Origin of the sequence: Enterobacter cloacae complex sp. 370H10, from assembly GCF_050031535.1 — a bacterium.
GTDB classification, from domain to species: Bacteria; Pseudomonadota; Gammaproteobacteria; order Enterobacterales; family Enterobacteriaceae; genus Enterobacter; species Enterobacter intestinihominis.
This window is the reverse complement of record NZ_JBLGWG010000001.1, coordinates 116534-132868: the sequence shown is the minus strand read 5'-3', so window position 1 is coordinate 132868 and position 16335 is coordinate 116534. Positions and strand designations below refer to the sequence as shown.

General features: G+C 55.4%; 19 protein-coding genes. 12 read left to right on the top strand and 7 right to left on the bottom strand.

Features of this window, described 5'->3' with window-relative positions:
• The first annotated feature begins 48 nt into the window (after window positions 1-48).
• The 3 genes from waaA to coaD are packed head-to-tail and all read left to right on the top strand — an operon-like array spanning window position 49 to window position 2576.
• Window positions 49-1323 (top strand): lipid IV(A) 3-deoxy-D-manno-octulosonic acid transferase, encoded by a 1275-nt coding sequence (gene waaA / locus ACQG2Q_RS00675; RefSeq protein WP_003860874.1) that lies wholly within the window; start codon window positions 49-51, stop codon window positions 1321-1323.
• The gene (locus ACQG2Q_RS00670) at window positions 1323-2093 is read left to right on the top strand and encodes a glycosyltransferase family 2 protein (RefSeq protein WP_022646623.1); all 771 of its coding nucleotides are present in this window, start codon (window positions 1323-1325) and stop codon (window positions 2091-2093) included. The genes waaA and ACQG2Q_RS00670 overlap by 1 nt, the downstream gene beginning before the upstream one ends.
• Before the next feature lie 3 nt (window positions 2094-2096).
• On the top strand, window positions 2097-2576 hold the full coding sequence (gene coaD / locus ACQG2Q_RS00665) for a pantetheine-phosphate adenylyltransferase (protein ID WP_022646622.1): 480 nt from the start codon (window positions 2097-2099) through the stop codon (window positions 2574-2576).
• Between the two features lie 2 nt (window positions 2577-2578).
• Here the strand turns inward: coaD and mutM are convergent, their stop codons facing one another.
• From mutM to radC, 4 genes are all read right to left on the bottom strand, one after another.
• Entirely contained in the window at window positions 2579-3388 is an 810-nt protein-coding gene (gene mutM, locus ACQG2Q_RS00660; protein WP_096216808.1) for a bifunctional DNA-formamidopyrimidine glycosylase/DNA-(apurinic or apyrimidinic site) lyase, read from the bottom strand.
• Between the two features lie 72 nt (window positions 3389-3460).
• A complete protein-coding gene (gene rpmG, locus ACQG2Q_RS00655; RefSeq protein WP_003024094.1) occupies window positions 3461-3628 on the bottom strand; it encodes a 50S ribosomal protein L33 in 168 nt (55 codons plus the stop codon).
• Between the two features lie 22 nt (window positions 3629-3650).
• Window positions 3651-3887: a 50S ribosomal protein L28 gene (gene rpmB / locus ACQG2Q_RS00650; RefSeq protein ID WP_002436699.1), complete on the bottom strand. Its 237-nt coding sequence runs from the start codon at window positions 3885-3887 to the stop codon at window positions 3651-3653.
• A gap of 217 nt (window positions 3888-4104) precedes the next feature.
• A complete protein-coding gene (gene radC / locus ACQG2Q_RS00645; protein ID WP_006812419.1) occupies window positions 4105-4770 on the bottom strand; it encodes a RadC family protein in 666 nt (221 codons plus the stop codon).
• Between the two features lie 173 nt (window positions 4771-4943).
• Between radC and coaBC the strand changes: the two genes are divergently transcribed.
• From coaBC to slmA, 3 genes are all read left to right on the top strand, one after another.
• A complete protein-coding gene (gene coaBC / locus ACQG2Q_RS00640; RefSeq protein WP_087878399.1) occupies window positions 4944-6155 on the top strand; it encodes a bifunctional phosphopantothenoylcysteine decarboxylase/phosphopantothenate--cysteine ligase CoaBC in 1212 nt (403 codons plus the stop codon).
• Window positions 6133-6591, top strand: a complete 459-nt coding sequence (gene dut, locus ACQG2Q_RS00635; RefSeq protein WP_015570042.1) for a dUTP diphosphatase — start codon at window positions 6133-6135, stop codon at window positions 6589-6591. Before coaBC ends, dut begins: the two co-directional genes overlap by 23 nt.
• 121 nt (window positions 6592-6712) lie before the next feature.
• Entirely contained in the window at window positions 6713-7309 is a 597-nt protein-coding gene (gene slmA / locus ACQG2Q_RS00630; protein WP_003860901.1) for a nucleoid occlusion factor SlmA, read from the top strand.
• A gap of 82 nt (window positions 7310-7391) precedes the next feature.
• Here slmA and pyrE read toward each other — a convergent pair whose 3' ends face one another.
• The gene (gene pyrE, locus ACQG2Q_RS00625) at window positions 7392-8033 is read right to left on the bottom strand and encodes an orotate phosphoribosyltransferase (RefSeq protein ID WP_023305206.1); all 642 of its coding nucleotides are present in this window, start codon (window positions 8031-8033) and stop codon (window positions 7392-7394) included.
• Between the two features lie 66 nt (window positions 8034-8099).
• The gene (rph, locus tag ACQG2Q_RS00620) at window positions 8100-8816 is read right to left on the bottom strand and encodes a ribonuclease PH (RefSeq protein ID WP_015570044.1); all 717 of its coding nucleotides are present in this window, start codon (window positions 8814-8816) and stop codon (window positions 8100-8102) included.
• Window positions 8817-8941: 125 nt separating this feature from the next.
• Between rph and ACQG2Q_RS00615 the strand changes: the two genes are divergently transcribed.
• A complete protein-coding gene (locus ACQG2Q_RS00615) occupies window positions 8942-9805 on the top strand; it encodes a YicC/YloC family endoribonuclease (protein ID WP_003860907.1) in 864 nt (287 codons plus the stop codon).
• A 205-nt stretch (window positions 9806-10010) separates the two neighbouring features.
• A complete protein-coding gene (locus ACQG2Q_RS00610; RefSeq protein WP_023299016.1) occupies window positions 10011-10628 on the top strand; it encodes a trimeric intracellular cation channel family protein in 618 nt (205 codons plus the stop codon).
• A 2-nt stretch (window positions 10629-10630) separates the two neighbouring features.
• On the opposite strand, the gene ligB is transcribed toward ACQG2Q_RS00610, so the two are convergent.
• Window positions 10631-12301, bottom strand: coding sequence for an NAD-dependent DNA ligase LigB (ligB, locus tag ACQG2Q_RS00605; protein ID WP_063849920.1), 1671 nt, complete (start codon window positions 12299-12301; stop codon window positions 10631-10633).
• A gap of 251 nt (window positions 12302-12552) precedes the next feature.
• Between ligB and gmk the strand changes: the two genes are divergently transcribed.
• From gmk to trmH, 4 genes are read left to right on the top strand one after another with little or no spacing between them, the layout of a single operon-like run.
• Entirely contained in the window at window positions 12553-13176 is a 624-nt protein-coding gene (gmk, locus tag ACQG2Q_RS00600; RefSeq protein WP_006177710.1) for a guanylate kinase, read from the top strand.
• 54 nt (window positions 13177-13230) lie between these two features.
• Window positions 13231-13506 (top strand): DNA-directed RNA polymerase subunit omega, encoded by a 276-nt coding sequence (gene rpoZ, locus ACQG2Q_RS00595; RefSeq protein WP_000135058.1) that lies wholly within the window; start codon window positions 13231-13233, stop codon window positions 13504-13506.
• Between the two features lie 19 nt (window positions 13507-13525).
• Complete coding sequence (gene spoT / locus ACQG2Q_RS00590) at window positions 13526-15640, top strand: bifunctional GTP diphosphokinase/guanosine-3',5'-bis pyrophosphate 3'-pyrophosphohydrolase (RefSeq protein ID WP_022646616.1); 2115 nt, start codon at window positions 13526-13528, stop codon at window positions 15638-15640.
• A 4-nt stretch (window positions 15641-15644) separates the two neighbouring features.
• Window positions 15645-16334, top strand: a complete 690-nt coding sequence (gene trmH, locus ACQG2Q_RS00585) for a tRNA (guanosine(18)-2'-O)-methyltransferase TrmH (protein WP_032622047.1) — start codon at window positions 15645-15647, stop codon at window positions 16332-16334.
• Window position 16335 lies beyond the last annotated feature (1 nt).

Genomic DNA, 16335 nt, shown 5'->3' with positions numbered 1-16335 from the left:
TTAAATGCTTAGAATTTCCCGGCCGAAACTAAAAAAACGGATAATCGCTTGGAATTGTTGTATACCGCCCTGCTCTACATCATTCAGCCACTGGTGTGGCTGCGACTGTTGCTTCGTAGCCGTAAAGCGCCTGCGTACCGTAAACGCTGGGCCGAACGCTATGGCTACTGCCGCAATAAAGTGGCGCCGGACGGTATTCTGCTGCATTCCGTGTCAGTTGGGGAAACGCTGGCCGCCATTCCACTGGTGCGTGCCTTACGCCATCGTTATCCGTCACTGCCCATCACCGTCACCACGATGACGCCAACCGGCTCAGAGCGCGTGATGTCTGCCTTCGGTAAAGACGTGCATCACGTCTACCTGCCGTACGATCTCCCCTGCGCCATGAACCGTTTCCTGAATACCGTTCGCCCTAAACTGGTGATCGTCATGGAAACCGAACTGTGGCCGAATATGATTTCCGCCCTGCATGCCCGTAAAATTCCTTTGGTTATCGCCAACGCGCGTCTGTCGGAACGCTCGGCGAAAGGGTACGGCAAGCTGGGTAAATTTATGCGTCGCCTGCTCAGCAAAATTACGCTGATCGCCGCGCAGAACGAAGAAGATGCCGCGCGCTTTATCGCCCTCGGCCTGAAGCGCAACCAGCTTGCGGTCACGGGTAGCCTGAAGTTCGATATTTCCGTCACCCCTGAACTCGCCGCCCGTGCGGTGACGCTGCGTCGTCAGTGGGCGCCGCGTCGCCAGGTCTGGATTGCCACCAGCACCCATGACGGCGAAGAGGCCATTATTCTTCAGGCTCACCGCCAGCTGCTGGAAAAATTCCCTGATTTACTGCTGATTCTGGTTCCTCGCCATCCTGAGCGTTTTAAAGATGCCCGGGAGATGGTGCAAAAAGGCGGTTTCAGCTTCACCCTGCGCAGCAGCGGTGAAATCCCCTCTGGCAGCACGCAGGTGGTGATTGGCGATACGATGGGCGAACTGATGCTGCTGTACGGGATTGCCGATCTTGCTTTCGTTGGCGGAAGCCTGGTGGAGCGCGGTGGTCATAACCCGCTGGAGCCGGCAGCCCACGCCATTCCCGTGCTGATGGGTCCACACACGTTTAACTTCAAAGATATCTGCGCGAAATTGCAGCAAGCCGATGGCTTAATCACCGTGACCGATGCGGACTCGGTGGTCAAAGAGGTCTCAACCCTTCTGACTGACGAAGATTACCGCCTGTGGTACGGTCGTCACGCCGTTGAAGTCCTGCATCAGAACCAGGGCGCACTGACCCGTCTGCTGCAACTTCTGCAACCTTACCTGCCGCAGCGGAGCCACTAATGTCAACGCGTCTGTCGGTCGTGATGATCGCCAAAAACGCCGCCGACCTGCTTCCGGATTGCCTGGCCTCTGTTGCCTGGGCTGACGAAATCGTCATTCTCGATTCCGGAAGTACGGACAATACGGCGGACGTTGCCCGTGCAGCCGGGGCAAAAGTCTTTACCGACACCGACTGGCAGGGCTACGGTATTCAGCGTCAGCGTGCGCAGAGTTACGCCACGGGCGATTACGTGTTGATGATCGATACCGATGAGCGCGTCACCCCGGAACTCCGACAGGCCATTCAAACGGTGCTTGCCGCGCCACAGCCCGGCGCGGTCTACAGTATCGCGCGTCGTAACTATTTCCTGGGCCGCTTTATGCGCCACAGCGGCTGGTACCCCGACCGCGTGATGCGCCTCTATGCCCGCGAGCGTTATCAGTACAACGACAACCTGGTCCATGAGTCTCTGGCCTGCGATAACGCTCAGGTCATCCCCCTGACGGGCGATCTGCTTCATCTGACCTGCCGCGATTTCGCCAGCTTCCAGCGGAAACAGCTGAACTATGCCACCGCCTGGGCACAGGAGCGGCATGCGCGCGGCAAGAAGGCCACGCTGACCGGCATCTTCACCCACACGCTGGGCGCGTTTCTGAAAACGCTGCTGCTACGTGGTGGCGTGCTGGACGGCAAACAGGGCTGGTTACTGGCGGTAGTGAATGCCCAGTATACTTTCAATAAATACACCGAGCTGTGGGCGCTGAACCGCGGCTACTCAGAGAAAACGTGAGCCATGAGCACAAAAGCGATTTATCCGGGTACCTTCGATCCGATCACTAACGGTCATCTTGATATCATCACCCGTGCGGCGTGTATGTTCGACAAGGTGATTCTGGCCATTGCCGCCAGCCCGAGCAAAAAGCCGATGTTCGACCTGAACGAACGCGTGCAGCTTGCCACCGATGCGATTTCGCATTTGTCGAATGTTGAGGTCGTCGGATTCAGCGATTTGATGGCAAACTTTGCCCGTGCTCAGCAGGCCAATATCCTGATCCGCGGTCTTCGCGCGGTAGCAGACTTCGAATATGAGATGCAGCTGGCGCACATGAACCGCCATCTGATGCCGGAGCTGGAGAGCGTATTCCTGATGCCCTCCAAAGAGTGGTCCTTCATCTCTTCTTCGCTGGTAAAAGAGGTGGCGCGCCATCGCGGGGACGTTACCCACTTTCTGCCGGTTAACGTCCACCAGGCGTTGATGGAAAAGTTAAAGTAACCCTACTTCTGGCACTGACGACAGTAAAACGTGGCGCGCTGAGCGTGCTTCGTGGCAATAATCGGCGTCCCGCATGCTCTGCACGGTTCCCCCTTACGACCATAAACCTGCAACTCCTGCGCAAAATAGCCCGGCTTCCCGTCGCTTTGCAGAAAATCCTTCAGCGTCGTCCCGCCCTGCTCAATTGAGCGCAGCAGTACCGCTTTAATCACTCTGACCAGCAGCTCGCACTCCTGCGCAGACAGCGAAGAGGCCAGCCGATCGGGATGGATCCCGGCGGCAAACAACGATTCGCTGGCATAGATATTCCCCACGCCCACGACCAGCTTGTTATCCATCAGCCAGGGTTTGATCGGGGTTTTCTTTCTCGCGCACTTATCTTTGAGATAATCCGCGTTAAACGCCTCTGAGAGCGGCTCAGGTCCAAGATGCGCCAGCACGTTGTGCCCTTCCAGCTCTTTGGTCCACAGCCATGCACCAAAGCGACGCGGGTCGGTGTAACGCAGCACCTTGCCGTTACTCATCACCAGATCAACGTGGTCGTGCTTTTCCGCAGGCAACTCTTCGGTGAGGATGCGCAGGCTTCCCGACATGCCCAGATGGATAATGATCCAGCCGTCAGGCAGCTCCAGCAGCAGGTATTTCGCGCGGCGCTGTACGCTCAGGACGGGTTTATCGCTTAACGCGTGGATCTCATCGGACACCGGCCAGCGCAGACGCCCGTTGCGAACGACAGCATGAAGAATAGTCGCGCCAACCAGATGGGGCTCAATGCCGCGGCGGCTGGTCTCTACCTCAGGTAATTCAGGCATGGTTCCTCCGTTGAGATGCAGAATGCAAAAAACCCCGCAGTTGCGGGGTTTTTCAATACAAGGAGACTAAAATTATTTGATTTTAGCTTCTTTGTACAGTACGTGCTGGCGTACAACTGGATCGAATTTTTTCAGTTCCAGTTTTTCCGGCTTAGTACGTTTGTTCTTCGTGGTGGTGTAGAAGTGACCTGTACCAGCAGAAGAAACCAGCTTGATTTTCTCGCGAATACCTTTAGCCATGATTTATTTCCTCTTTAAGTACTTAGTACTTTTCGCCACGGGCACGCAGTTCGGACAGAACTGTATCGATGCCTTTCTTATCGATTACACGCATACCTTTAGCAGATACGCGCAGGGTGACAAAACGCTTCTCGCTCTCAACCCAGAAACGGTGAGAGTGCAGGTTCGGCAGGAAACGGCGTTTAGTCGCGTTCAGTGCGTGGGAACGGTTGTTACCGGTCACCGGACGCTTGCCAGTAACTTGGCAGACTCGGGACATGTCTATTCTCCAAAAATCAAATTAGCTCGAGCTTCGTATGGGGTATCGGCGCCTCGTCAGGCTTTACAGCCCGGTCATCGCATAGTTCTATTGAACTCTCGATTGCCAGGCCCAAATGCCAAACCCGAGATTCTCAAAGGTGGCGTAGTATACGCTGACTCGGCGGTGTGCTCAAGTCCCGAACAGACAAAGATCCCGATGGATCGCGAGAAAAGGCCTAAATCCAGCCACGTTCGGCAAAAGAAATGTACTCTCCGCGGCCAATTATCAGATGGTCCAGCACACGAATGTCCATGAATTGACAGCATTTGATAATACGTTCGGTAATTGCTTTGTCAGCTCTGCTTGGTTCTGCACAGCCAGAGGGGTGATTATGCGCGAGGATCACGCCGGCTGCATTCACTTTTATCGCTTCCCGCACAATTTCACGCGGATGCACCTCAACGTGGCTCAATGTTCCCGAAAAAAGGCGGGTATGTTTCAGTACCCGGTTTTTGTTGTCGAGAAAGATCACCATAAAGATCTCCCGCTCCAGATCGGAAAGCTGGCTTTGCAGAAATTCGCGGGTCATATCGGGGGTGAGGATCGGGTCTTCTTCCTCCATACGCACGTTGTAAAATCGCCGGGCCAGCTCCGCAATGCCCCGCAGCTGGGCATATTTCGCCACGCCAATACCCTCAACGTGCGTAAACGCCTCCAGCTCGGCGGTCAACAATCCATACAGTGAGCCGAAATGGTCTATCAGCTCTTTCGCCAGCGTAAATACCGTTTTCCCCGGCGTGCCTGTGCGTAAAAAGAGCGCCAGCAGCTCGTCGTCCTTTAACAACGTGACGCCATGGCGCAGCATTTTTTCACGCGGTAGCAGCAGTTCAGTCTCTTCCATGCCCGGCCTCCTTCTGTTTGCCATTATGCTGCCACAGGCAAATTCGGGGCTCGACGCTGGCGTTTCGTTCTTGCGTAGCGCCTCGCAAAGTGAATTAAGGACATCATCACCCCGTTTTAGGGATTGTGATAAAATGCCCGCTCTCTGGTGAAACCCAACAGGAAAGAATCATGATGAGCCTGGCCGGTAAAAAAATCGTTCTTGGCGTCAGCGGCGGTATTGCTGCCTATAAAACGCCAGACCTGGTGCGCCGTTTGCGCGAGCGCGGGGCCGACGTACGGGTCGCGATAACCGAAGGCGGCAAAGCCTTTATCACCCCGCTGAGCCTGCAAGCCGTCTCGGGATACCCGGTATCCGACAGCCTTCTCGACCCGGCAGCCGAAGCCGCAATGGGCCATATTGAGCTGGGGAAATGGGCCGATCTGGTTATCCTTGCCCCCGCCACGGCAGATGTAATTGCCCGCGTGGCGGCCGGGATGGCGAACGATCTGGTAACGACCATTTGCCTCGCCACGCCTGCGCCCGTCGCGGTTGTACCCGCAATGAACCAGCAGATGTATCGCAACGCCGCTACCCAGCATAATCTGGATACGCTGGCCTCGCGCGGCCTGCTAATTTGGGGACCGGAGAGCGGCAGCCAGGCCTGTGGCGACGTGGGGCCAGGGCGTATGCTCGATCCATTGACGATTGTTGATATGGCCGCCGCCCATTTCTCACCTGTCAACGATCTGCAACATCTCAACATCATGATTACCGCGGGCCCCACGCGCGAGCCGCTGGATCCGGTGCGATACATCACCAACCACAGCTCCGGCAAAATGGGCTTTGCGATTGCTGCCGCGGCAGCCAAACGCGGCGCGAACGTGACGCTGGTGAGCGGCCCGGTGTCGCTTACCACCCCTGCGTTTGTGCGGCGTATTGATGTAACTACCGCGCTGGAAATGGAAGCCGCCGTACAGGCGCATGCTCAACAACAGCATATTTTTATCGGCTGTGCGGCCGTCGCTGATTACCGCGCCGAAACCATTGCCGACGCCAAAATTAAAAAGCAAGGTGATGAATTAACAATAAAAATGGTGAAGAACCCGGATATCGTTGCCGGTGTCGCCGCATTGAAAACTCATCGTCCTTACGTTGTTGGGTTTGCCGCAGAAACGAATAATGTGGAAGAATATGCCCGGCAAAAACGTACCCGCAAAAACCTCGATTTGATTTGCGCGAACGACGTATCGCTGTCCACGCAAGGATTTAACAGCGACAGCAACGCATTGCACCTTTTCTGGCAGGATGGAGATAAAGTCTTACCGCTTGAGCGCAAAGAACTCCTGGGCCAACAATTACTGGACGAGATCGTTACCCGTTATGATGAAAAAAATCGACGTTAAGATTCTGGACCCGCGCGTTGGCGAGCAATTTCCGCTGCCAACGTATGCCACCTCCGGCTCTGCCGGTCTTGACCTGCGCGCCTGTCTCGATGACGCCGTAGAACTGGCGCCGGGTGCAACGACCCTGATCCCGACCGGGCTGGCGATTCACATTGCTGACCCGTCACTGGCAGCGGTGATCCTGCCGCGCTCTGGCCTGGGCCATAAGCATGGCGTCGTGCTGGGTAACCTGGTCGGCCTGATCGACTCTGACTATCAGGGTCAGCTGATGGTATCCGTCTGGAACCGTGGCCAGGACAGCTTCACCATTGAACCGGGCGAGCGTATCGCGCAGATGGTGTTTGTACCGGTGGTGCAGGCAGAATTTAACCTGGTGGCAGACTTCGACGCTACCGACCGTGGCGAAGGCGGCTTCGGCCATTCCGGGCGCAAATAACCGCCCGACAAACACGCATCTCACAGCGCCATAATGCAATAACAAACCGCAAACGTCAGTTTGCGGGTCGCTGTGTGGTTGCCAGCCTGACAAGTGCTTATTTTCAGGGGTATTTTGTAACATGGCAGAAAAACAAACCGCGAAAAGGAATCGTCGCGAAGAAATACTTCAATCTCTGGCTCTGATGCTTGAATCCAGCGACGGCAGTCAACGCATCACCACCGCCAAGCTGGCGGCCTCTGTGGGCGTGTCAGAGGCGGCGCTGTATCGTCATTTCCCGAGCAAAACCCGGATGTTCGACAGCCTGATCGAGTTTATCGAAGATAGCCTGATCACGCGCATCAACCTGATTCTGAAGGATGAAAAAGACACCAGCACGCGTCTGCGTCTGATTGTGCTGCTGATTCTGGGCTTTGGTGAACGTAACCCGGGTCTGACCCGTATTCTTACCGGCCACGCGCTGATGTTTGAACAGGATCGTCTGCAAGGCCGTATAAACCAGCTTTTTGAGCGTATCGAAGCCCAGCTTCGTCAGGTTCTGCGCGAGAAGAAAATGCGGGAAGGTGAGGGATATAATACGGATGAGACGCTGCTGGCAAGCCAGATCCTGGCATTTTGCGAAGGGATGCTCTCCCGGTTTGTGCGCAGCGAGTTTAAATATCGACCAACGGACGATTTTGACGCCCGCTGGCCGTTAGTGGCAGCACAATTACAGTAACGCCATCGCCGGATGGCGGCTTCGCCTTATCCGGCCTACGAACAGGTAGGCCCGGTAAGCGTAGCGCCACCGGGCAACGCAATTAAACCCCGAACTCTTCGCGATACGCTTTTACCGCCGCCAGGTGATCCGCCATCTCAGGCTTCTCTTCCAGATATGCAATCAGGTCTGTCAGCGTGATGATAGAGATCACTTTGCAGCCATAATCGCGTTCCACTTCCTGAATAGCAGAGATGTCGCCACGCCCGCGTTCCTGACGATCAAGCGAAATCAGCACACCCGCAAGCGTTGCACCGTTAGCCTGGATAATCTCCATCGATTCACGGATCGCGGTGCCTGCGGTGATCACGTCATCCACCAGCATCACGCGGCCCTGCAACGCACTGCCTACCAGATTGCCGCCTTCACCGTGGGTTTTGGCCTCTTTACGGTTAAAGCAGTACGGTACGTCGCGGTCATGGTGCTCCGCCAGCGCCACCGCCGTGGTGGTTGCAATTGGAATGCCTTTGTACGCGGGGCCAAACAGCAGATCGAAATCAATCCCGGAATCTACCAGCGCTTCGGCATAGAAGCGGCCTAACAGTGCCAGGTCGCGCCCGGTATTAAACAGCCCGGCGTTGAAGAAATACGGGCTTTTACGCCCGGATTTCAGCGTGAACTCGCCAAACTTAAGTACCTGCTTGTTAAGCGCAAACTCAATAAACTGGCGCTGATACGATTTCATGGATTTGCTCCTTTGTCTTTTCAGTCTTACAGGCAAAAAAAAGGCGACTCATTGGTCGCCTTAAAATCAATTTTCTAACGCCGCTTTCTGCGTCGCTACAATAGATTCAATACCCCCTCGGGCCAATGCCAGCAAGGTGAGCAGTTCTTCGTGAGTGAATGGCTCGCCTTCTGCCGTGCCCTGCACTTCAATGATGCGACCATCTTCGGTCATCACCACGTTCATGTCGGTTTCTGCGGCAGAATCTTCAACGTATTCCAGATCGCAAAGCGCTTCGCCGTTAACAATACCAACGGAGACAGCAGCAACCATCCCTTTCATTGGGTTGGTTTTCAGCTTACCGGCGGCAACCAGCTTGTTCAGCGCATCTGCCAGCGCCACACAGGCACCGGTAATGGAGGCCGTACGCGTGCCGCCATCGGCCTGGATCACGTCGCAGTCCAGCGTGATGGTGAACTCACCCAGCGTTTTTAAGTCAACCGCGGCGCGGAGCGCACGTGCGATCAGGCGCTGGATCTCCATAGTACGGCCGCCCTGCTTACCTTTTGCCGCTTCACGAGCATTACGGGTATGGGTTGCGCGCGGCAACATACCGTATTCCGCGGTGATCCACCCCTGCCCCTGACCTTTCAGGAAGCGAGGCACGCCCTCTTCGATGGACGCGGTGCAAAGCACTTTGGTGTCACCAAACTCAACCAGCACGGAGCCTTCAGCGTGTTTTGTATAGTTACGGGTCAGGGTGACGGGACGCACCTGGTTGGCGCTACGACCTGCTGGACGCATGATGGATTCTCCGGCTTGAAACGAATGTGGCTGCGCATTATACGGATAAAGGACGCTTATTCCTATCCTGAGAAGCCCCTGAAAGCTATAATCCCCCCATCTCTCCTTTAAAAACGGGAATGTCTATGATCCGCAGTATGACCGCCTACGCCCGGCGTGAAATCAAGGGTAGCTGGGGTAGCGCTACCTGGGAAATGCGCTCGGTAAACCAGCGCTATCTGGAAACATATTTCCGTATGCCGGAACAGTTCCGCAGCCTGGAGCCTGTGGTGCGTGAGCGTATCCGTACGCGTCTGACCCGCGGGAAAGTGGAATGTAATTTGCGGTTTGAGCCCGATGCCAGTGCCCAGGGCGAACTGATCCTGAACGAAAAGCTGGCAAAACAGCTAGTTAATGCGGCGAACTGGGTCAAAATGCAAAGCGATGAAGGCGAGATCAACCCGGTTGATATTCTGCGCTGGCCTGGCGTGATGGCCGCCGGAGAGCAGGATCTGGACGCGATTACCGCTGAAATCCTGGCTGCACTCGACGGCACGCTGGATGACTTTATCGTTGCCCGCGAAACCGAAGGCCAGGCGCTGAAAGCGATGATTGAGCAACGCCTTGAAGGCGTGAGCGCCGAAGTGGCTAAAGTGCGCGCGCATATGCCAGAAGTGCTGCAATGGCAGCGTGAGCGTCTTGTCGCCAAACTGGAAGAGGCGGAAGTTCAGCTGGAAAACAACCGTCTGGAACAAGAGCTGGTGCTGATGGCGCAGCGTGTAGACGTGGCTGAAGAGCTGGATCGTCTGGAAGCGCACGTTAAAGAGACCTACAACATCCTGAAGAAGAAAGAAGCGGTAGGCCGCCGTCTCGACTTTATGATGCAGGAGTTCAACCGCGAGTCGAACACGCTGGCGTCTAAGTCTATCAATGCAGAGGTGACCAATTCAGCAATTGAACTGAAGGTCCTGATTGAGCAGATGCGCGAGCAGATCCAGAATATCGAGTAATACCTTTCAGGGTGGTGTCTGGCACATCACCCATTACTTTTTCTAATCCTTATTTATCCTTACTTTCTTTGCCTTCCGCCTTATCACAAGCCCGCCTGGCATGCGTTGATAAATTCCTTTAGGGCAAATCCCCTCGCCTTAGAAAATCTCAATCGTGATCTTGCGCACAAATCGCTAACCTCCTCCACTTCATTCCGGAGGGTTTATGCTGCTTCACATTCTCTATCTTATTGGCATTACCGCTGAAGCCATGACCGGCGCGCTTGCCGCCGGACGTCGCCGAATGGACACCTTCGGCGTGATCATTATTGCCACGGCCACTGCGCTCGGCGGCGGGTCCGTGCGCGATATCCTGCTTGGCCATTATCCGCTCGGCTGGGTTAAAAACCCTGAGTACGTCATTATCGTGGCAACGGCAGCCGTGTTAACCACGATTGTAGCCCCGGTGATGCCTCATCTGCGCCGCTTGTTCCTGGTACTGGATGCGCTTGGGCTGATTGTTTTTTCCATCATTGGCGCACAAATTGCTCTCGATATGGGTGAAGGCCCGGTTATCGCAACCATTGCGGCGGTGATCACGGGCGTGTTTGGCGGGGTGCTGCGCGATATGTTCTGCAAACGTATCCCGCTGGTTTTCCAGAAGGAACTGTATGCCGGCATCTCCTTTGCCGCGGCAGTGCTTTATGTCGCCTTGCAGCACTATGTCACCAACCACGATGTGGTGGTTATCTCCACGCTGCTGTTTGGTTTCACCGCGCGTATGCTGGCATTGCGCCTGAAGCTGGGCCTGCCCGTTTTTCATTACAAGCACAACGCGCATTAATGTCAGAACCCGTTAATGTGCTGCTCAGCCAGCCACCTTGCCAGCCTATCAACAGGAGGCGCATGCAGCCAGTTAACGACCTGCTGCGCCTTCTCTTCACCTGTTCCCGGCAAAGCCTGCCAGTCAGCGGCGCTCCGCTGATTCAGCGCCTGCCACGACGCCGCCCCAACCGCATTCAGCGTGGCTTTTGTCAGCGGGATCCCCATCGCTGTGACCCAGCGAATAAAAGGTTGCTTTCGCACCATATTAAAACGATGCCAGAGCGATAACCCGCGCCCGGCGGAAAAGCCAGGCGTGGACTGTAGCTGCGCCTGCGTCAGTGTTAACCACGAAAAAATATGCTCGAGATGATGCGTCTGATGAAGCGTTCGCCAGCCCGCCTCGCCTAACCCCTCGATCCCTAGCCCTTGTTTCGAGCTAAGCCACGTCAACCGGGCAAAGAACTGTTCCATACACGCTGGTGAGGCATAAAAACAGGTCAGCGAGTGGTACTGCAGGGCCGGAGGTTCTGGTTTTTCCCTGTTCGCTCCCCGCCAGACAACTCGATCGAATCGGGGGATCCCCTGCCCGGCGAGGCTTATCAGAACCTGATCGCCGGGAACAATATCCAGCCGCTGCCAGCGTGTGACCGACCCCAGGCTCACCCGCCGCACCTGTTTATCATCAAGCTTTACTGGATCCAGTTCGGCTACAACGGACACCTTGCCCGTTCGCCCGACGCCAAACTGTATCCCTCGCACTTCAGCAACCTGAGCGACAGGCGTATATTTCCATGCGACAACCCAACGGCCTTCACCGGGTAACCAACCGTCGCCCGCGGGTTCATCCGCTGAACGCACCACAATGCCGTCCGTGGCAAAGGGCAATGCTGTTGTATGCCACGCTGAACGCTGCGCTTCGACCGCATTCACAGACGCGGCGGGCAGCGTATAACGCGCCGTCAGGGTGAACCCGGCTTTTGACAACGCATCCAGAGATACCTGCATCTCTTTAGGTCCATCCGGCCAGGCCCAGATAAACACGCCGAGCTGCCTGAGAAGTGCGCTATCGTTATGACGCATCATGGCGCCCGCCACTTTTGCCCGCATGTTCATCCCCCCCATCTGACGCTGGATGTGGTTTTCATGAATCCAGAACAGTTCACCCTGTAAGACGCTATTTGCCAGGGGGCCGGACAGGTTTTGCGGAACAGAGGGGATTGATCGAACCTGCGCCGTCCAGTCTTCACCTTTCACACCGTTGCCACGGCTAATGGCCCGGACAAGCTTCCCGCCCTGGTACACCAGCGTCACAGCCACGCCATCCACTTTGGGCTGCATCCAGAGATGTTGCCGGGCTCGCATCCACTGGCTGAGCTCAGCTTTACTGGCAACCTTATGCACGCCCGTATGCGCAACCGGGTGTGTCACACTACCTGTCAGAGGTGGCGGTCTCTCTTCGGAAGAGACATGATCAAAGCAGCGCTGCCACTGGTTCAACCGCGCGTTAAGCTGATCGTAAACCCCGTCATCAACGTCACTGACTCCCTGCTTCCAGTAAGCATCGTCCCAGCGTTTGATCTGCGCGCTCAGCGCTACAATTTCCTTTTCTGCTTTTGCCTGCGACCATACCGGGCATACCGCTAACCCGGTGCTACACCACAACAGCGCAAACCCGCTTATCCATCGCCACATTATTACCCCTCCTTTGCGTTGGAGGAGGTATAACCCGGTATTGAAAACGACGCGAATGGCAACGTTACGCTTTACGAGGCGTTATCCAGCGTTTCTTTTTGTTGCTGCAAACCGCAGACAAAACCTGAAAACGGCACGCAAAATTTAATCATCCACGGGAAAAAGTGTGACAAAGGCTACGTCACACAGCGGCGACGTGTATAATAAGCCCGTATGTAGGACTTCTTCGTTAACACATACAAAAGACTCTCATGGCTCAAGGCACGCTTTATATTGTTTCTGCCCCTAGTGGCGCGGGTAAATCCAGCCTTATTCAGGCACTGTTAAAAACCCAACCGTTGTACGATACGCAGGTTTCTGTTTCTCACACCACGCGAGCACCGCGTCCGGGTGAGGTGCACGGTGAACACTATTTCTTTGTGAATCACGACGAATTCAGAGCGATGATTGGCAGAGACGCGTTTCTTGAACACGCAGAAGTATTCGGTAACTACTACGGTACTTCGCGTGAAACCATTGAGCAGGTTCTGGCGACCGGCGTGAACGTGTTCCTGGATATCGACTGGCAGGGCGCGCAGCAAATTCGTAAGAAAATGCCTGATTCGCGCAGTATTTTTATTCTACCGCCATCGAAAGATGAACTGGATCGTCGCCTGCGTGGTCGCGGCCAGGATAGCGAAGAAGTTATCGCGAAGCGTATGGCACAGGCTGTTGCAGAAATGAGCCATTACGCGGAATATGATTACCTTATTGTGAATGATGATTTTGATGCCGCGCTGAGCGATCTCAAAACTATCCTTCGCGCAGAACGTCTGCGTATGAGCCGCCAGAAGCAGCGACATGACGCATTAATCACCAAACTGTTGGCAGACTGAACCCACTTTCAGTATCATGCCCAGTCATTTCTTCACCTGTGGAGCATTTTAAGTATGGCACGCGTAACTGTTCAGGACGCTGTAGAGAAAATTGGTAACCGTTTTGACCTGGTACTGGTCGCCGCGCGTCGCGCTCGTCAGATGCAGGTAGGCGGTAAAGATCCGCTGGTACCGGAAGAAAACGATAAAACCACCGTTATTGCACTTCGCGAAATCGAAGAAGGTCTGATCAACAACCAGATCCTCGACGTGCGTGAGCGCCAGGAGCAGCAAGAGCAGGAAGCCGCAGAACTGCAGGCCGTAACCGCCATTGCTGAAGGTCGTCGTTAATTAAACCTGCGGGTCGCCCTTGTATCTGTTTGAAAGCCTGAATCAACTGATTCAAACCTACCTGCCTGAAGACCAGATTAAGCGTCTTCAGCAGGCGTATCTCGTTGCACGTGACGCTCACGAGGGCCAGACACGTTCAAGCGGTGAACCCTATATCACGCACCCGGTAGCGGTGGCCTGTATTCTGGCCGAGATGAAACTCGACTACGAAACGCTCATGGCCGCCCTGCTGCATGACGTGATTGAAGATACCCCTGCCACCTACCAGGACATGGAACAGCTGTTTGGCAAAAGCGTTGCCGAGCTGGTGGAAGGGGTCTCTAAGCTTGATAAGCTGAAATTCCGCGATAAGAAAGAGGCGCAGGCCGAAAACTTTCGCAAGATGATCATGGCGATGGTGCAGGATATCCGCGTCATTCTCATCAAACTTGCTGACCGCACCCACAATATGCGCACGCTGGGCTCACTTCGCCCGGATAAACGTCGCCGCATCGCCCGTGAAACCCTCGAAATCTACAGTCCGCTGGCGCACCGTTTAGGTATTCATCACATTAAAACCGAGCTGGAAGAGCTGGGTTTTGAAGCGTTATACCCGAACCGCTATCGCGTGATTAAAGAGGTGGTGAAAGCCGCTCGCGGTAACCGTAAAGAGATGATTCAAAAGATCCTCTCTGAAATCGAAGGGCGCTTGCAGGAAGCCGGTATTCCGTGCCGCGTCAGCGGTCGCGAAAAGCATTTGTACTCTATTTACTGCAAAATGGTGCTCAAGGAGCAGCGTTTTCACTCGATCATGGATATCTACGCGTTCCGCGTCATCGTCCACGACTCGGACACCTGCTACCGCGTGCTGGGGCAGATGCATAGCCTGTACAAGCCACGTCCGGGGCGCGTCAAAGATTACATCGCCATTCCAAAAGCGAACGGATACCAGTCTTTGCATACCTCGATGATTGGCCCGCACGGCGTTCCGGTTGAGGTGCAAATTCGTACCGAAGACATGGATCAGATGGCGGAAATGGGTGTCGCGGCGCACTGGGCTTATAAAGAGCACGGCGGCGAAAGCAGCACCACCGCGCAAATCCGCGCCCAGCGCTGGATGCAGAGCCTGCTGGAGCTGCAACAGAGTGCAGGTAGCTCGTTTGAATTTATCGAGAGCGTTAAATCCGATCTCTTCCCGGATGAGATTTACGTTTTCACGCCGGAAGGGCGCATTGTCGAACTGCCTGCGGGCGCGACGCCGGTCGACTTCGCTTACGCCGTGCATACCGATATCGGCCATGCCTGCGTGGGTGCCCGCGTCGACAGGCAGCCTTATCCGCTGTCGCAGCCGCTCTTCAGCGGGCAGACTGTCGAAATTATTACCGCGCCGGGCGCACGTCCTAACGCCGCCTGGCTGAACTTTGTCGTGAGCTCAAAAGCGCGCGCAAAAATCCGCCAGCTGCTGAAAAATCTCAAGCGCGACGACTCCGTTAGCCTGGGGCGTCGTCTGCTCAATCACGCGCTGGGTGGCAGCCGCAAACTGGCAGAGATCCCACCAGAAAACATTCAGCATGAGCTGGAGCGTATGAAGCTCGCCTCGCTGGATGACCTGCTGGCAGAGATTGGCCTCGGAAACGCCATGAGCGTGGTCGTGGCGAAGAACCTGCAACAGGGCGAAACGACAGCCGTTCCTGCTAACGCGCAAAATCATGGTCACCTGCCAATCAAAGGCGCTGACGGGGTGCTCATCACCTTCGCCAAATGCTGCCGCCCTATCCCGGGCGACCCGATTATTGCGCACGTCAGCCCGGGTAAAGGGCTGGTGATCCACCACGAATCCTGCCGTAACATCCGTGGCTATCAGAAAGAGCCTGAGAAGTTCATGGCGGTCGAATGGGATAAAGAGACAGCGCAGGAATTTATCACTGAAATCAAGGTGGATATGTTTAACCACCAGGGTGCACTGGCGAACCTGACGGCAGCGATCAACACGGCCTCGTCAAACATTCAGAGCCTGAATACTGAAGAAAAAGATGGCCGCGTTTACAGCGCCTTTATTCGCCTGACCGCCCGTGACCGCGTACATCTGGCCAATATTATGCGCAAGATCCGCGTGATGCCGGATGTCATTAAAGTCACCCGTAACCGAAACTAGCATTATGAATTCAACACGTTACGAGCGAATCTGCGAAATGCTCGCCAGGCGTCAGCCTGATCTGACGGTCTGCATGGAGCAGGTCCATAAACCTCATAACGTCTCTGCTATCGTCCGCACCGCAGATGCCGTCGGCGTGCATGAAGTCCACGCCGTCTGGCCAGGCGCACGTATGCGTACCATGGCCTCCACCGCCGCAGGCAGCAACAGCTGGGTATCCGTGAAAACTCACCAGACTATTGGTGAAGCGGTCTCGCACCTGAAAGGGCGTGGCATGCAGGTTCTGGCAACCAACCTCTCTGCTAAAGCCGTGGATTTCCGTGAGATCGATTACACCCGTCCGACCTGCATTTTAATGGGCCAGGAGAAAACGGGGATCACGCAGGAAGCACTGGATTTGGCTGACCGGGACATCATCATTCCGATGATCGGCATGGTCCAGTCACTCAACGTGTCGGTCGCCTCAGCGCTGATCCTGTATGAAGCGCAGCGCCAGCGTCAGAATGCCGGAATGTACGAGCGCAGCAACAGCATGCTGCCGGAAGAGGAGCAGCAGCGCCTGCTGTTTGAAGGTGGCTATCCGGTGCTGGCTCGCGTTGCGAAGCAGAAGAAATTGCCTTACCCCCACGTCAACGCGCAGGGCGAAATTGAAGCCGATGCCGAGTGGTGGTCCACCATGCAGTACGCAGGGTAAA

Coding starts and splice junctions, on each gene's coding strand:
- ACQG2Q_RS00670 (WP_022646623.1), top strand. CDS start 1,323: ATGTCAACGCGTCTGTCGGTCGTGATGATCGCCAAAAACGCCGCCGAC.
- coaD (WP_022646622.1), top strand. CDS start 2,097: ATGAGCACAAAAGCGATTTATCCGGGTACCTTCGATCCGATCACTAAC.
- mutM (WP_096216808.1), bottom strand. CDS start 3,388: ATGCCTGAATTACCTGAGGTAGAGACCAGCCGCCGCGGCATTGAGCCC.
- rpmG (WP_003024094.1), bottom strand. CDS start 3,628: ATGGCTAAAGGTATTCGCGAGAAAATCAAGCTGGTTTCTTCTGCTGGT.
- rpmB (WP_002436699.1), bottom strand. CDS start 3,887: ATGTCCCGAGTCTGCCAAGTTACTGGCAAGCGTCCGGTGACCGGTAAC.
- radC (WP_006812419.1), bottom strand. CDS start 4,770: ATGGAAGAGACTGAACTGCTGCTACCGCGTGAAAAAATGCTGCGCCAT.
- coaBC (WP_087878399.1), top strand. CDS start 4,944: ATGAGCCTGGCCGGTAAAAAAATCGTTCTTGGCGTCAGCGGCGGTATT.
- dut (WP_015570042.1), top strand. CDS start 6,133: ATGATGAAAAAAATCGACGTTAAGATTCTGGACCCGCGCGTTGGCGAG.
- slmA (WP_003860901.1), top strand. CDS start 6,713: ATGGCAGAAAAACAAACCGCGAAAAGGAATCGTCGCGAAGAAATACTT.
- pyrE (WP_023305206.1), bottom strand. CDS start 8,033: ATGAAATCGTATCAGCGCCAGTTTATTGAGTTTGCGCTTAACAAGCAG.
- rph (WP_015570044.1), bottom strand. CDS start 8,816: ATGCGTCCAGCAGGTCGTAGCGCCAACCAGGTGCGTCCCGTCACCCTG.
- ACQG2Q_RS00615 (WP_003860907.1), top strand. CDS start 8,942: ATGATCCGCAGTATGACCGCCTACGCCCGGCGTGAAATCAAGGGTAGC.
- ACQG2Q_RS00610 (WP_023299016.1), top strand. CDS start 10,011: ATGCTGCTTCACATTCTCTATCTTATTGGCATTACCGCTGAAGCCATG.
- ligB (WP_063849920.1), bottom strand. CDS start 12,301: ATGTGGCGATGGATAAGCGGGTTTGCGCTGTTGTGGTGTAGCACCGGG.
- gmk (WP_006177710.1), top strand. CDS start 12,553: ATGGCTCAAGGCACGCTTTATATTGTTTCTGCCCCTAGTGGCGCGGGT.
- rpoZ (WP_000135058.1), top strand. CDS start 13,231: ATGGCACGCGTAACTGTTCAGGACGCTGTAGAGAAAATTGGTAACCGT.
- trmH (WP_032622047.1), top strand. CDS start 15,645: ATGAATTCAACACGTTACGAGCGAATCTGCGAAATGCTCGCCAGGCGT.